Genomic DNA, 14317 nt, shown 5'->3' on the forward strand with positions numbered 1-14317 from the left:
TATTACTTTATTTTTCAATAAAGATAGGGATAAATGTAAGGACCTGCAGGAGCCGTAGTGTGGATTAATATTTTTTTAGGAAAGAGTGGGAGCCGGTTTGCCTAATTGGAATGCTTGATATTATCGGGTTCTATATGTATGAGAATATCAGCCAGGTCTGGTAACTCTCTTAAAAGGGTATTTTTGAGATCGTGTGCTATTTCGTGTCCTTTGTTCACTGTGAGATCTCCATCCACAATCACATGTAGGTCCACATGATAGGTCATTCCTGTTTTTCTAACAAAACACTTTTCGGTTTCAATCACGCCGGGAACGGTGTGGGAAACATTTCGGATTTCCTCTACCAGGTCGTCATATAGGTGTTCATCCATAATTTCACCCAGTGCCGGTCTCAGAATGAGCCATGCATTGTAAAGTATAAATCCGGCGGCAAAAAGTGCGGCCCAGTCATCTGCGGTCTCATAACCTTTTCCCATAAAAATGGCGATGGAAATTCCGATGAACGCCATTAAAGAAGTTATGGCGTCACTGCGATGATGCCACGCATCGGCTTTGAGGGAAGTGCTTTGAGTCTCTGTACTTTTCTTATTTACAAAGCGATAAAAGATCTCTTTGATAATAATGATAGCGGCCAGAACGATTAAAGTATAAGACTCCGGAACTTTTTGTGGAGTTTGTATGTTTTCAATACTCTCCAGCACGATCACTGTAGCTGAAACGATAAGGAAACCTACAACTGCAAAGGTCACGAGAGGTTCAGCCCTACCATGTCCATAAGGATGGTTTTCGTCAGGCGGGCGTGCAGAATAACGCAGACCGAGCAATACCAGCAGCGAAGAAAAAACATCGGTGGTAGATTCAATTGCATCAGCTATAAGAGCATAGGAATTTCCGAAGATCCCGGTAATCGCTTTGATCACTGCCAGCAATGCATTACCTCCCATACTCAGGTAAGAGGCTCGTATTGCTTTTTGATGTTTTTCGGTTTCCATAAAATGATAAAAAAAGGCCAATTAAAAAATTGACCTTTTGTGCGTTGATTTCCCGGACTTATTCTTCTTCAGATTCTTCCATGGTATGATATACGTGCTGTACATCTTCATCTTCCTCCAGTTTTTCCAACAGCTTTTCAACGTCTGCTGCTTCTTCCGGAGATAATTTTTTAGTCACCTGCGGAATGCGCTCAAATCCTGAAGAAATGATTTCGATACCACGGCTTTCCAGTTCTTTCTGAAGGGCTCCAAAAGCTTCAAAAGGAGCATAGATCAAAATCCCATCTTCGTCTTCGAAAACCTCTTCGGCTCCAAAATCGATAAGCTCCAGTTCAAGTTCTTCGGCATCTATTCCTTCCGCAGGAATTTTGAAATTACAGGTGTGATCGAACATGAATTCCACAGAACCTGAAGTTCCTAAATTTCCGTCACATTTATTGAAATACGAGCGGATGTTGGCTACCGTACGATTGTTATTATCTGTCGCCGTTTCAACAAGAACCGCGATGCCGTGAGGGGAATAACCTTCAAAAAGTACAATTTTATAGTCGCCCTGGTTTTTATCGCTGGCACGCTTAATAGCACGCTCAATATTGTCTTTGGGCATGTTCACACTCTTGGCGTTCTGAATGACCGCTCGAAGGCGTGAGTTGGAATCGGGATCTGGCCCTCCTTCCTTAACAGCCATAACAATATCTTTTCCAATACGGGTAAAGGCCTTGGCCATAGCTGACCAACGCTTCATTTTACGCGCTTTTCTGAATTCGAATGCTCTTCCCATTAAATTATTTTAAATCGGCTGTAAAAATAGGAAAAATAGCTATTCTTGAGAAGCAGGAAAAAGGATTATTCCCCGGAGTCCACAATTTGCTCTATGCTGTGCGCCAGCTTGAAATCTTTTTCGGTCACTCCGTCGGCGTCATGGGTAGAAAGCGAGATCTGCAATTCGTTGTAGACATTACACCATTCGGGGTGATGTTGCTGGGCTTCTGCTTCAAAAGCAATGCGTACCATTACAGAAAAAGCTTCTTTGAAATTTTCAAACTGAAAAGAGGTGTCCAGGGCATCATCCTTATATTCCCAGCCTTCAAGTTGTTCTAACTTTGATTGGATCTCCTGTTCGGTTAGTTTTTTCATCCTGAATATTTTTTAAGTTTCCCTGAAGTTACTTATATATTCAAAGGTTGCGGTGGAGCCGCCAGATTTTAGTAGAAGATTAACATCAGGTGACCAGCGTACTGGCAACGACTTCCTGTATGGAGATCTGCAGGTTTTTTGGTAAAAGATTGTCTTTGGGGAGCACCGCCAAAAAGCGATCAAAGTTGGAGTCAAAAACGTTCATTAAAAATGGCTTTTTTTCACCCAGAGCTTCACAGATCTCGGCCACCAGGTCATTGTGATGAATAAGATCGTTGCTTCCCAGGTGGAAAACGCCCTGTTTTTGACGGTTAATGATATAATGTAACTGCTGCGTCAGTTTCTGCTCTGTCGTTGCGTTCACCACAACATTAGAAAAGACCTCGATCGCTTCGTGTTCCTTTATCTGTTTTTTTATCTCCAGTACCCGCGGGGAATTAGCACCATATACCATCGGCACCCGTGCGATCACATACTTGTGGTTCGGCAGTCGGAGCAGTGCATTCTCAATTTTGATCTTGAACCTTCCGTAGATGCTTTGAGAGAGCGTCTTGTCATACTCATAGGAAGGGTAATTGGTGAAAGCGTCAAAGACATTTGCCGATGAAAGGAAAATGAGTTTGGTGTTCCTGTTGCTTAAGATATAGTCGATGATCTCGAAATGAGCAGAGATCTGTGCATCGAAATTTCCACGCAAGGCAGAAACGATCACGTTAGGACGCAGGTTCTCTAACAGAAAGCTAATGCTTTCCCGCTCTACATCCCATTGATGGAACTGCTTGTTACGGGCGAAGAAAGCATTATCTGTTCTATATGTGCCGTGCGTATTAAAATAAGGGTACAGCTCTTTATACAAGGCATTGCCTATAAAGCCGCTGGCCCCTAAAATCAATATTTTCTTCAAAAACTATCCTTTATAAAACGGTAATTTTACCACCGTCGCAGGAAGAGCTTTTTTTCGTACCTGAATATATATCTTGCTTCCCGGGGCGGCAACCTCTGTTGGAACATATCCCATCCCAATCCCTTTTTCAAGAGATGGAGACATTGTTCCGGAAGTTACCACGCCAATAACCTTGCCATTGTCATCCACAATATCATAACCCTGTCTTGGAATTCCTCTCTCATCGAGTTCAAAACCAATCAGTTTTCGGTCAGGTCCTTTTTCCTTCTGCTCCTTTAAAGCTTCAGAGTTTACAAAGTCTTTGGTGAACTTGGTGATCCAACCTAATCCGGCTTCTATTGGAGAAGTAGTGTCATCTATATCATTTCCGTAAAGGCAATATCCCATTTCCAGACGTAAGGTATCGCGGGCAGCAAGGCCAATTGGTTTTATTCCGAAATCTTTTCCGGCTTCAAACACGCGATCCCACACCTGCTGTACATCTTCATTCTTCACATAGATCTCGAATCCGCCACTACCGGTATAACCTGTAGCTGAAATAATAACATTTTCCACTCCGGCAAAAGGAGCTACTTCGAAGGTGTAGAATTTAATGGCAGAAAGATCCACATCTGTTAGGGACTGCATTGCTTCAGCAGCCTTTGGCCCCTGAATGGCCAACAGGGAATATTCATCAGAAATATCACGCATGGTAGCACCCATGGTATTGTGATGTGAGATCCAGTTCCAGTCTTTTTCAATATTGGAAGCATTCACTACTAGAAGGTATTTTTCTTCGTTAAACCTGTAAATGATAAGGTCATCCACGATCCCACCTTCGGCATTCGGCATGCAGCTATACTGAGCTTTCCCGTCGACAAGCTTAGAGGCATCATTTGAACTGATGCTTTGAATGAGTTCCAGAGCATGTTCGCCGGTGATCAAAAATTCTCCCATGTGGGAAACATCAAACACTCCCACTCCTTTACGAACGGTTTCGTGTTCAGCATTGACACCTTCGTAAGAAACGGGCATATTATATCCTGCGAAAGGAACCATTTTGGCATTCAAAGCGATATGGGTAGAAGTAAGGGCTGTATTTTTCATTTCTAAATAAATTTGCCCAAATTTATTAATTTCAATAATGATAGAGCCGTTTCTAGAGAATTTTTCAAGAGAAATTCTGTAACTTCAGAGAGAGCGCACAGGAAATTCTATATTTGTAAAACTTTTAACCGCAGGACCAATATGAAGATCTTTTCGGCACATCAACTGAAGGAGGCTGACCAAATAACTCTGGAAAAACAGGGGATTTCTTCGGTTGATCTTATGGAAAGAGCTGCAACCCTTGTCTATGAAGAAATTCACCGGCGCCTGCAGAATGCCGACATTCCTGTAAAGATCTTCTGCGGAATAGGTAACAATGGCGGCGACGGACTGGTAGTAGGGCGCTTGTTGATCGAGCAGGGTTATAATGTGACCATTTATGTGGTCAATTACAGCGATCAACGATCATCAGAATTCCTCACCAATTACGATCGCGTTAAGAACCTGACTAAAAATTGGCCTGTTCTCTTGAAATCTGAAGAGGACTTTCCCGAAATATCTGTAGGAGATTTTGTGGTAGATGCCATTTTTGGGATCGGTCTCAATCGACCTCTCGGAGATTGGGTAGCCAGTTTGGTACGCCACATCAATTCGTCCGGTGCTTTTGTCCTTGCCATTGATATGCCATCGGGTTTAATGGCCGATGCCGCTACAGATCCCAAAAATGATATAATCAGGGCCAGTTTCACCATTACCTTTCAGACTCCGAAACTGGTCTTTTTTCTTCCCGAAACGGCCGAATTTGTGGGAGACTATCTGGTGCTGGATATTGGGCTGGACCGTGACCATTTATTAAAGACCGAGCCGGTCGCCAGGCTTATTGGAAAACCGGAAGCCAAAGCCCTTTACAGACCACGGAATAAATTTTCTCATAAAGGTACTTATGGGCATGCCCTTTTGGTAGGCGGCAGCTACGGAAAGATGGGAAGTATTTGCCTCAGCGGAACAGCAGCTTTACGAAGCGGGGCGGGAATGCTCACTTTCTATGTTCCTGCCTGCGGGTACGAGATCCTGCAAACAGCCCTTCCGGAAGCAATGGTATTGACCGATGTGCATGAAAAAACGCTCAGTAAGATAGAATTTGACCTTGATCCTTCTGTGATCGGGTTTGGAGTGGGCGTGGGTACCAGTAAAAGTACCCAACAAGCTTTTGAGCAGCTTCTGAAAAAGAACAAAAAGCCCATGGTGATTGACGCCGACGGAATTAATATACTTTCAAAGAACAAAGAGTTCCTCAAACTTCTTCCTGAAGGCACTGTCCTCACCCCGCATCCCGGTGAACTGAAACGCCTGATAGGCGAGTGGAAAGATGATTTTGACAAACTTGAAAAAGCCAGGCAACTTGCCAGGGAACATAATTTGATCATGGTGATCAAAGGTGCCTATACCTTTACGGTGACTTCAGAAGAGATCTATATAAACAACTCCGGAAATCCCGGAATGGCAACTGCCGGTAGCGGAGATGTGTTAACAGGGATCATCGCCTCACTGATCTCCCAGGGATATGAACCTTTAGTTGCTGCCGTACTTGGAGTTTACCTCCACGGAAAAGCCGGTGATCTTGCTGCCGAAAATTTGAGCTATGAAGGCACAATTGCCGGAGATATTGCTGCACATGCGGGACCTGCCATTCTCGACCTTTTTAAGCAGGATGAAAACAATGAAAACTAACCTACATTTTTACACAACCTAATGAGAGATTGTCATTATATAAGCTCATCTGTACTCGATCTTGAAGAGATACAGGAAATACTGGACCAGAATATGAGCCTTGCTTTGAGCGATGAGGCGGTCCTGAATATTGAAAGGGCCAGAAAATATCTGGACACTAAAATGAAGGAGAACAAAACTCCTATCTATGGGATCAATACAGGTTTTGGCTCCCTGTGTAACGTGAAAATTTCTTCTGAAAATCTTACCCAACTGCAGGAAAACCTGGTGATGTCCCACGCCTGCGGAACAGGGGAGAAAGTATCAGCGCCTATTGTGAAACTCATGCTGCTGCTGAAGATACAATCACTCGGCTACGGGCATTCCGGGGTTTCTTTACAAACCGTGAAGCGGCTGATCGATTTTTACAATGAAGATATTCTGCCAGTGATCTATTCCCAGGGTTCGTTGGGTGCATCGGGAGACCTTGCGCCGCTTGCCCACCTTTCTCTTCCTTTAATTGGTAAGGGTGAAGTCTATTTTGAAGGTGAAATTGTTCCGGCAGAAGAAGTCCTGAAAAAGTATGACTGGGAGCCGTTAAAGCTGCAGTCTAAAGAAGGTTTGGCCTTGCTAAACGGAACACAGTTCATGAGTGGACATGGGATCTATGCCCTTTTGAAGGCCTATAAGCTTTCAGCCTGGGCCGATGTTATTGGTGCTCTTTCTGTTGATGCCTATGATTGTAATATGTCACCCTTCGATGAGCTCGTACACATGGTAAGGCCACACAGAGGACAGGTGAAGACGGCTGAACGATTCAGGAAGATCCTGGAAGGAAGTGAAATTGCAAAACAAACCAAGCAGAATGTGCAGGATCCATATTCCTTCAGGTGTATTCCGCAGGTACATGGAGCTTCCAAAGACACCATTGATTTCGTCCATAAATCTTTTAAGACAGAGATCAATTCGGTGACCGATAATCCGAATATTTTTGTGGATGCAGACAAAATTATTTCCGGAGGAAATTTTCACGGGCAGCCGCTGGCGCTGGCACTTGATTACCTGGCCATAGCCATGGCAGAACTGGGAAATATTTCGGAAAGAAGGATCTACCAGCTCGTCTCAGGGCTTCGAGGTCCTGCCTTTTTGGTGGACGCCCCCGGATTGAACAGCGGTTTTATGATCCCGCAGTATACGGCAGCCAGTATAGTAAGTCAGAATAAGCAGTTGTGTACTCCTGCAAGTATTGACTCCATTGTCTCCTCTAATGGCCAGGAAGATCATGTGAGTATGGGAGCAAATGCTGCCACAAAAATGATCAAAGTATTGGAAAACCTGGAAAGTATTCTGGCGATTGAGCTATATAATGCATCCCAGGCTCTTTCTTACAGGAAGTACAAAACCTCACCTTTTCTGCAGGAATTAGTTGCCGAATTCAGGAAAGAAGTACCCCTTGTAAAAGAGGATGTGGTAATGGCCCCTTTTATTCAAAAGGCAAAAGAATTTATAGGAAACTATCAGCTGGGCGAATTCTCTTTCGCGTAGTTTGCAGTCACAATATCCCCAATCCAGGTCTTGGCTTCTTCAAGGCAGCTAAAGATCTGGAAAGGGTTCTTATCTGTATAGAATTTCTTTTCCAGTTGTGCGCTTTTTCTGGACATCTCACTTTTGGAAACCACCGCAATGGCTTTTAAGTGCGGGTGTTCTGCAGATTCGCGGTATACCATTGGATCTACTGCGTACGAGTTAAGCCGGTGTGAAATATATCCGAAACCTTCTTCTTTAAAGATCTCGGTTCCTATTTGTAGTATCTTTCTATTGCTCTCAACATCAAGGAGGACACCTTCATTTAGTTCGCTTACCAGGATATTTTCATAGATCCTTATTGTGCCGAACTCCAGTTCAATAACATTATTCATTTGTGTAGTGTAGGGAATTGGCCGTGAAATTAGCATAAATTATTGCAATTAGAAATGATGAGACAAAAAAATAACGGTCAAAAAAGGCTTTTTTTGACCGTTATTATGAAGAGGGTTTGAACAGGAATTATTTCATTCCTCCAACCATATCTTTAGGATTGACCCACTCATCAAATTCTTCAGGAGTTACATAGCCAAGATTGACAGCTTCCTCTTTAAGAGTTGTTCCATTTTTGTGGGCAGTATTTGCAATTTCTGCAGCTTTGTAATAGCCGATCTTTGTATTCAGTGCAGTTACCAGCATTAGGGAATTATTCAGCAATTCTTTAATTCTTGGTTTATTAGGTTCAATACCTACTGCGCAATGCTCATCAAACGAAGCACAGGCATCACCAATTAACTGGGCGCTTTGAAGAATATTTGCAGCCATTACCGGTTTGAAGACATTCAGTTCGAATTGTCCCTGCATACCGCCAACGTTTATAGTTACGTCATTCCCTATCACCTGGGCACAAACCATTGTAAGTGCTTCTACCTGAGTTGGATTAACTTTTCCAGGCATGATAGAAGATCCCGGCTCGTTCGCAGGTATATTGATCTCACCAATTCCGCTGCGCGGTCCTGAAGCTAGCATTCTCACATCATTAGCGATCTTGTTAAGAGAAACAGCCAGCGTCTTTAAAGCACCGTGGGTTTCTACAAAAGCATCATGAGCTGCCAATGCTTCAAATTTGTTTGGAGCAGATTTAAAAGGAAGTTCAGTGAATTTTGCGATGAACTCAGCTACACGTTTAGAATAACCTTTTGGAGTATTAAGTCCCGTACCTACTGCGGTTCCTCCTAAAGCAAGCTCAGAAAGGTGAGGTAAGGTGTTTTCAAGTGCGATTAGTCCGTGATCGAGTTGAGAGACATATCCGCTGAATTCCTGCCCGAGCGTTAGAGGAGTGGCATCCATAAAGTGGGTGCGGCCGATCTTTACTACATCTTTGAATTCATCAGATTTTCTTTTAAGGGTATTCCTCAGTTGTTTAACCCCCGGAATTGTTACCTCTATGATCTTTTTATAGACCGCAATATGCATTCCTGTAGGGAAGGTGTCGTTTGAGGATTGTGATTTGTTGACGTCATCGTTGGGAGCCAGGGTTTTTTCTCCTTCTCCGATCGTTTTTCCGGCTAATTGATGGGCGCGGTTAGCAATAACCTCGTTGACATTCATGTTACTCTGAGTGCCGCTACCTGTCTGCCAGATCACCAGTGGAAACTGATCATCGTGCTTACCGGCCAGGATCTCATCGCACACTTTTGCGATCATATCTCTTTTGTCTACTGAAAGTGCACCCAGTTCACAGTTGGTAAAAGCGGCAGCTTTCTTCAGATAGGCAAATCCGTAGATGATCTCCAGAGGCATACTGCCGGGAGCACCAATTTTAAAGTTATTCCGGGAACGTTCAGTTTGGGCACCCCACAATTTATCGGCAGGGACTTTAACTTCGCCCATTGTATCTTTTTCTATTCTGTAGTCCATAGTAGTTAATGATTTGTTACAAATTTACAGTTTCGCGCATATTATTGGTCTAAAAATCACACAAAATTAGAGGAGCGATGAGAGTTACTTCTCAAGCAATGAGGGGATTTGGCATTCATAAAATAAAATAAAAACTATTGTGATAACTTAAAAGAGTTTCTATCTTTGGCAAAGATTCAAAAATCAGGAAAATCATGTTTGAATTTGATCAATATCTTGGGTTTTTAGCCTTCCTTATAATTCTTCTTATAGGATTTTGGGTTATGATATTCTTGACAGCTATTATTCCTTACTGGATAGGTGGTTCAGTAAAAGAAATGCTGGATGAAAGAAAAGAAAAGAAACGCCGGGAGAAAGAAAAAGAATAAAAGGAAGGACTTGAAAAAGTCCTTTTTTTTGTGCCTCTTCAGAAATACCGGAAACAAAAAAAGTCATCTTTTCAGATGACTTTTTTCTGACTAACAAACCACTAAAACTCTCCATCACCATTCATGTCGTCATTGCCATTTTCCTGACGGTCTCTTCGTTGTTGATTTCTTTTTTGCTCGTTGAACCTGTATGTGAATGAAAGAGTAATGCTACGCTGTCTCCACTGGAAGCGGCTATCTCTTTCAAAGAATTCTGTAGTAGTGAAGGACTCTCTTTTTCGTGCATTCAGCAGGTCTCTCACATTTAGGGTAAGTGAAGCATTGTCATTAAATAACTCTTTACTTAGAGCCATGTCTATAGATAAAAGACCTTCAGTTCTCCTTTGCGCATCTTCTGAAGCACCACGGTAGAAGGCATTTGTCTGCCAGTCGATCTTCCACGGTAAAGACACTTTTGAACTGAATCTGGCGAAGTAACTCGTGTTTTTCGCGCTGTAGTCTACTCCATTATAATCTCCATCAGTATCAAACTGGAAGAAGTTGAAACTTCCGTTCAGTCGAAGCCATTTTGCAGGATTGTAAAGTAAGCCTGCCTCTGCACCGATACGGGTATTGGTAGAAAGGTTAATAGGAATGGTCCTGATTATTTGAGTTGTTGTTCCGTCTTCATTGTCCACGGTGGAACTCTGTTCTACTCTTTCAAAAGAGTCAGTTTCGTGTTGGTAATATACCGAGGATGTGAGGGTCAATTTCTCCCATCTTTTAAGATAACCCAGGTCGAATGCGTTTGAGAACGCAGGCTGCAGATTAGGATTCCCCTGGAAAATATTGGTACGGCTGGCCCTGGAAGGAAAAGGGTTGATGAACCATCCACGTGGCCTGTTGATCCTGCGGTTGTACCCCAGGGTAATATTCTCCTGCTCTCCCAATTCGTAGATTAGGTTGACAGTAGGGAACAGCCCCAGATAATTATTATCGAAATCGGTATCAATAGGAATATTAAACTCCTCCCTTAACTCGTCCTCGGTAAGCCCTGAATCTATTTTTCCTTTTAACTGAGTGTTCTCCAGTCGCAATCCTAAAAGGAATGAGAATTGTCCGAATTTATTTCCGTACTGGCTGTAAAAAGAGTTTACATTTTCAGTATAGGTAAAGACATTGGTTAACGGGTCCACATCCAGGTTACCTGTGGTTCTATTCTCAATTCGTAATTCATAATCGGTCACTTCTTCTTCGAAATTTCCGCGGTAACCGGCTTCAAACTGGGCATCTTCTCCAATTGGCCTTACATAGTCGGTCTGCACTAAATATTCATTCTGGGTTTCTGTTGTGTACGTCTCCTCCAGTGGGAAGAAAGGATCTTCAACTGTAGTATTTGAGATTATTTGCTCATTTATATCTGCTTCCTGGGTTTCCTCATCTCTTTCGTATTGAAAATCGGCAGTTAACTGATGTCCGCTTTCGTTGAATTTATTAATATAGTTAAGCGCTATCTGGTAACTGTTATCATTTTCGATCTCATTCTCTTTCCGAACGGTTCTCAGGGTTCCTTCATCAGTAAATTCTGTGCTGTTATTGGTGGTCAAATCTTCATCTTCTCCATACCTGTAGAAACCGGTAGCGGTAATGGAAGACATATCGGTTATGAAATATTCGGCTCCCAGGCTGGTATAAAAATTCCTGTTAAGCCGGTCGTAGGTTCGGTCTTCAATAGAGCGATTCACTTCGGGCTCTACCAGTTCTCCTGTTTCATCGTCGATATAATTGAAATATCGGGTATCGGCAAAAGAATTACCTGGGGCGTCGAAATAGCGGAAACCTGTGGTGTTAAAAATGTTGAATTTGTCGGTCCTTAAATTCACATTGGCAGAAAGCCCCAACTGATCAGGATCTCCAACTTGTGCTGAAACTGATCCGTTGAACCCGAGTGTTTTTTCCTTTTTCAGGATAATATTCAGGATACCTGCTGTTCCTTCGGCGTCATAGCGGGCAGAAGGAGAGGTGATCACCTCCACGCGATCAATTGCATCGGCCGGAAGCTGAGACAAAACGTCTGTATTTCCAAACCCGGCCATTGCTGAAGGTTTTCCGTTAATAAGGATCCTTACATTTTCATTCCCTCGAAGACTAATTCCGCCCTCGATGTCAACGGAAACAGATGGCACATTGTTCAATGCATCTGCAACTGTTCCTCCTGCAGTAGTGAGGTCTTTTCCTATATTATAGATCTTCTTGTCGAGCCTTACTACTACCTGAGTGGTTTCTGCGGTCACCACTACTTCTTCCAGTTCACCTGCAGCCATTCCCAAAACAGTAGTTCCAAGATTGAGGTCAGCATTGATCTGCCGGTTGGGGAAACTCTTTGGTCCGAATCCTATAAATTCAATAGTAATATTATAGACCCCGCGAGGTACTTCTATAGCGTAGGTACCTTGCGCATCGGTGATGCCTCCTGTAAGTTTATCGGGATTACGGGTGCTTTGAAAAGAAATGGTTGCGTATTCCAGGGGAGTTCCTGCTTCATCGGTCACTTTCCCCGAAACCATGAACTCAGGTGGTTCAGGTCTTTGTGCAACTACATTATAAGAAAAGAAAAATAGTAAAATAAAGGCGCTAAAAAATAAAGCTCGTCTTTCTGAGATCATAGGTGATTTTTATACTATGACCCTGAAAGGGCAGAATGGTTTAAAGCGACCGGGGCAAATTTTAAAATTTTAAGAAGACTTTCACTTTTTGCCGCCCTGATTCCTAATCCGTTCTTTTTGCAGTTGTATGTACAGATCGTACTGTGGTTTGGTCAGGATATTCCTCATATCCTTATTTTCCAGTTCCTGAAGCCGGCGCAGACGTTCTGTCTTAGCTTCTTCTCTCATTTTAGATTGGATCAGCCTGTTTTTTTTAATGGCGAACTCAATAATTTTTCGTTCCATCAGGTCCGTTTGTTTGGAGGTAAGCGCCAGTTTATCCTGCCACATGGCCGCAGCCTCCTCCGCGGCTTCTCGCAATTCGCGATCAGGATTGCCCTGACCTATACTCTGCGCAAAAACTACTGTTGAGGTAAGGAAAAGAATGCTGAAAATACTTAAGATCTGATATTTCTTCGGAAAATTCATAGACTTCGTTTTTCTAAATTTAACGAAGTGAGTCCTTTTAAAGGGTTAATGACGGGTTAAATCTCAGAATATCAGTTTAAAATCCTGTTAATCCAGTAGCTCTTTGATCCTTTCAGCAGGTCTTCCCACCACTGCAGAATTATCCTTTACTACAATGGGGCGCTGAATAAGCTTTGGATTTTCGGTCATGATCCTGATGAGTTCGTCATCGGTAAGATCCCTGTCCCGGTAATTCTCCTTCCAAATTTTTTCTTCGGTACGTACCAGTTCTATTGGAGCCATTCCCAGTTTGTCAAGGATTTGCTTTAATTCTGCTTCAGAAACAGGTTCCTTTAAATACTCCCTCACTTCAAAATCCTTTCCCGATTCATTAAGTAACTCCAGACCTTCCCTCGATTTTCTGCAACGGGCATTGTGATAAATGGTGATCATGAATATTAATTTAGGTTCTTAAAAATGTCATTTTTGAATACTATTCCTCAACTTTTTGTCCCATCATCATGAGATAAGCCTTCAGGAATTGATCAATTTCTCCATCCATAACTGCATCAACGTTTCCGGTCTCTTCTCCGGTTCTCACGTCTTTGACGAGTTTATAAGGATGCATCACATAGTTCCTGATTTGAGAACCCCATTCTATCTTCATTTTTGAGTCCTCGATCTCGCGCCTTTGCGCCTGTTGCTTCTGAAGTTCGATCTCGTACAACTGACTCTTCAGCAACTGCATGGCCTTGTTCTTGTTCTCCAGCTGTGAGCGGGTTTCAGAATTCTCAATAACAATTCCTGAAGGGGCGTGGCGCAAACGAACGGCGGTTTCCACCTTGTTCACGTTTTGGCCTCCAGCACCCGAGGAGCGCATGGTCTCCCAGGAAATATCAGCCGGATTAATGGCGATCTCTATGGTTTCATCGGCAAGAGGGTAGACGTATACAGATGCGAAAGAAGTATGTCTTTTGGCATTACTGTCAAATGGTGAGATCCGCACCAGGCGGTGCACTCCGTTTTCCCCTTTTAGCCAGCCAAAAGCAAAATCTCCTTCAATTTCAAGAGTCACAGTTTTCACTCCGGCAACCTCTCCGCCCTGATAGTTGAGCTCTTTGATCTTGAAACCGCTCTTTTCTGCCCACATCAAATACATACGCATGAGCATTTCGGCCCAGTCACAACTTTCAGTTCCCCCGGCACCCGCCGTAATTTGGAGCACAGCACTCAGGCTGTCACCTTCTTCAGAAAGCATGTTCTTGAACTCCAGTTTTTCTATAAGAGAAAGAGATTTCTGGTAGCGTTCTTCTACATCTTCCGCAGTGGCTTCGCCTTCTTTAAAGAACTCGTAGATGACCTCGAGATCTTCAACAAGGGTAACACCTTCTTCAAAATCGTCCACCCACTTTTTCTCGGCGTTGAGATTTTTTACAAGAATTTCGGCTTTTTTGGGATCGTTCCAGAAATCGGGAGCAAGGGTTTTCTCCTGCAGGTTGGTAATTTCTATTTTTTTGGCATCAACGTCAAAGATACCTCCTTAACGCAACCAGGCGATCTTTGAGATCTTTAATAGTATCTGTAGTAATCATAATTCGATTTTGAGCAAAAATAGAATTTAACCTATTTCCTGAAAACTAATTT

The 14317-nt window shown here is 42.9% G+C and carries 14 protein-coding genes; 3 read left to right on the forward strand and 11 right to left on the reverse strand.

Annotated features, from left to right (window positions below; translation table 11 throughout):
* Positions 1-101: 101 nt before the first annotated feature.
* The 5 genes from ACNORC_RS10485 to gcvT all read right to left on the reverse strand — a co-directional run bounded on the left by ACNORC_RS10485 (position 102) and on the right by gcvT (position 4119).
* On the reverse strand, positions 102-992 hold the full coding sequence (locus ACNORC_RS10485; RefSeq protein WP_418335590.1) for a cation diffusion facilitator family transporter: 891 nt from the start codon (positions 990-992) through the stop codon (positions 102-104).
* 58 nt (positions 993-1050) lie between these two features.
* Positions 1051-1773 (reverse strand): YebC/PmpR family DNA-binding transcriptional regulator, encoded by a 723-nt coding sequence (locus tag ACNORC_RS10490; RefSeq protein ID WP_418335591.1) that lies wholly within the window; start codon positions 1771-1773, stop codon positions 1051-1053.
* 65 nt (positions 1774-1838) lie between these two features.
* Positions 1839-2129: a 4a-hydroxytetrahydrobiopterin dehydratase gene (locus ACNORC_RS10495; RefSeq protein ID WP_418335592.1), complete on the reverse strand. Its 291-nt coding sequence runs from the start codon at positions 2127-2129 to the stop codon at positions 1839-1841.
* Between the two features lie 85 nt (positions 2130-2214).
* A complete protein-coding gene (locus ACNORC_RS10500; RefSeq protein ID WP_418335593.1) occupies positions 2215-3033 on the reverse strand; it encodes a sugar nucleotide-binding protein in 819 nt (272 codons plus the stop codon).
* Between the two features lie 3 nt (positions 3034-3036).
* Positions 3037-4119 carry a glycine cleavage system aminomethyltransferase GcvT gene (gene gcvT, locus ACNORC_RS10505; RefSeq protein ID WP_418335594.1) on the reverse strand — a complete coding sequence of 361 codons (1083 nt, stop codon included), beginning with the start codon at positions 4117-4119 and terminating at the stop codon, positions 3037-3039.
* Positions 4120-4260: 141 nt separating this feature from the next.
* Between gcvT and ACNORC_RS10510 the strand changes: the two genes are divergently transcribed.
* Together ACNORC_RS10510 and hutH are read left to right on the forward strand one after the other, a co-directional pair.
* A complete protein-coding gene (locus tag ACNORC_RS10510; RefSeq protein WP_418335595.1) occupies positions 4261-5790 on the forward strand; it encodes an NAD(P)H-hydrate dehydratase in 1530 nt (509 codons plus the stop codon).
* Between the two features lie 21 nt (positions 5791-5811).
* On the forward strand, positions 5812-7314 hold the full coding sequence (gene hutH, locus ACNORC_RS10515) for a histidine ammonia-lyase (RefSeq protein WP_418335596.1): 1503 nt from the start codon (positions 5812-5814) through the stop codon (positions 7312-7314).
* Here the strand turns inward: hutH and ACNORC_RS10520 are convergent.
* Both ACNORC_RS10520 and fumC read right to left on the reverse strand, forming a co-directional pair.
* Positions 7287-7724, reverse strand: a complete 438-nt coding sequence (locus ACNORC_RS10520) for a hypothetical protein (RefSeq protein WP_418335597.1) — start codon at positions 7722-7724, stop codon at positions 7287-7289. The two genes, hutH and ACNORC_RS10520, sit on opposite strands and share 28 nt — an antisense overlap.
* Positions 7725-7815: 91 nt before the next feature.
* Entirely contained in the window at positions 7816-9213 is a 1398-nt protein-coding gene (gene fumC / locus ACNORC_RS10525) for a class II fumarate hydratase (protein WP_418335598.1), read from the reverse strand.
* A 194-nt stretch (positions 9214-9407) separates the two neighbouring features.
* Here fumC and ACNORC_RS10530 point away from each other — a divergent pair, with 194 nt between their 5' ends.
* Positions 9408-9581, forward strand: a complete 174-nt coding sequence (locus ACNORC_RS10530; RefSeq protein WP_418335599.1) for a hypothetical protein — start codon at positions 9408-9410, stop codon at positions 9579-9581.
* A 101-nt stretch (positions 9582-9682) separates the two neighbouring features.
* On the opposite strand, the gene ACNORC_RS10535 is transcribed toward ACNORC_RS10530, so the two are convergent.
* From ACNORC_RS10535 to prfB, 4 genes are all read right to left on the reverse strand, one after another.
* Complete coding sequence (locus ACNORC_RS10535) at positions 9683-12226, reverse strand: TonB-dependent receptor (protein WP_418335600.1); 2544 nt, start codon at positions 12224-12226, stop codon at positions 9683-9685.
* An 81-nt stretch (positions 12227-12307) separates the two neighbouring features.
* Positions 12308-12694 carry a hypothetical protein gene (locus tag ACNORC_RS10540; RefSeq protein ID WP_418335601.1) on the reverse strand — a complete coding sequence of 129 codons (387 nt, stop codon included), beginning with the start codon at positions 12692-12694 and terminating at the stop codon, positions 12308-12310.
* Positions 12695-12781: 87 nt separating this feature from the next.
* The gene (gene arsC, locus ACNORC_RS10545) at positions 12782-13126 is read right to left on the reverse strand and encodes an arsenate reductase (glutaredoxin) (RefSeq protein WP_418335602.1); all 345 of its coding nucleotides are present in this window, start codon (positions 13124-13126) and stop codon (positions 12782-12784) included.
* A 40-nt stretch (positions 13127-13166) separates the two neighbouring features.
* Positions 13167-14265, reverse strand: a protein-coding gene (prfB, locus tag ACNORC_RS10550) for a peptide chain release factor 2 (RefSeq protein WP_418335603.1) whose coding sequence is annotated in 2 segments (ribosomal slippage) — positions 13167-14201 and positions 14203-14265 — 1098 coding nt in all. Because the reading frame shifts where the segments join, the coding sequence is not laid out codon by codon here.
* Positions 14266-14317 lie beyond the last annotated feature (52 nt).

The sequence above is a fragment of the Salinimicrobium soli genome (assembly GCF_048323655.1).
GTDB classification, from domain to species: domain Bacteria; phylum Bacteroidota; class Bacteroidia; order Flavobacteriales; family Flavobacteriaceae; genus Salinimicrobium; species Salinimicrobium soli.

Excerpts from the sequence above, each read along its gene's own strand:
- ACNORC_RS10485 (WP_418335590.1), bottom strand. The coding sequence starts at position 992 with ATGGAAACCGAAAAACATCAAAAAGCAATACGAGCCTCTTACCTGAGT.
- ACNORC_RS10490 (WP_418335591.1), bottom strand. The coding sequence starts at position 1,773 with ATGGGAAGAGCATTCGAATTCAGAAAAGCGCGTAAAATGAAGCGTTGG.
- ACNORC_RS10495 (WP_418335592.1), bottom strand. The coding sequence starts at position 2,129 with ATGAAAAAACTAACCGAACAGGAGATCCAATCAAAGTTAGAACAACTT.
- gcvT (WP_418335594.1), bottom strand. The coding sequence starts at position 4,119 with ATGAAAAATACAGCCCTTACTTCTACCCATATCGCTTTGAATGCCAAA.
- ACNORC_RS10510 (WP_418335595.1), top strand. The coding sequence starts at position 4,261 with ATGAAGATCTTTTCGGCACATCAACTGAAGGAGGCTGACCAAATAACT.
- hutH (WP_418335596.1), top strand. The coding sequence starts at position 5,812 with ATGAGAGATTGTCATTATATAAGCTCATCTGTACTCGATCTTGAAGAG.
- ACNORC_RS10520 (WP_418335597.1), bottom strand. The coding sequence starts at position 7,724 with ATGCTAATTTCACGGCCAATTCCCTACACTACACAAATGAATAATGTT.
- fumC (WP_418335598.1), bottom strand. The coding sequence starts at position 9,213 with ATGGACTACAGAATAGAAAAAGATACAATGGGCGAAGTTAAAGTCCCT.
- ACNORC_RS10530 (WP_418335599.1), top strand. The coding sequence starts at position 9,408 with ATGTTTGAATTTGATCAATATCTTGGGTTTTTAGCCTTCCTTATAATT.
- ACNORC_RS10535 (WP_418335600.1), bottom strand. The coding sequence starts at position 12,226 with ATGATCTCAGAAAGACGAGCTTTATTTTTTAGCGCCTTTATTTTACTA.
- ACNORC_RS10540 (WP_418335601.1), bottom strand. The coding sequence starts at position 12,694 with ATGAATTTTCCGAAGAAATATCAGATCTTAAGTATTTTCAGCATTCTT.
- arsC (WP_418335602.1), bottom strand. The coding sequence starts at position 13,126 with ATGATCACCATTTATCACAATGCCCGTTGCAGAAAATCGAGGGAAGGT.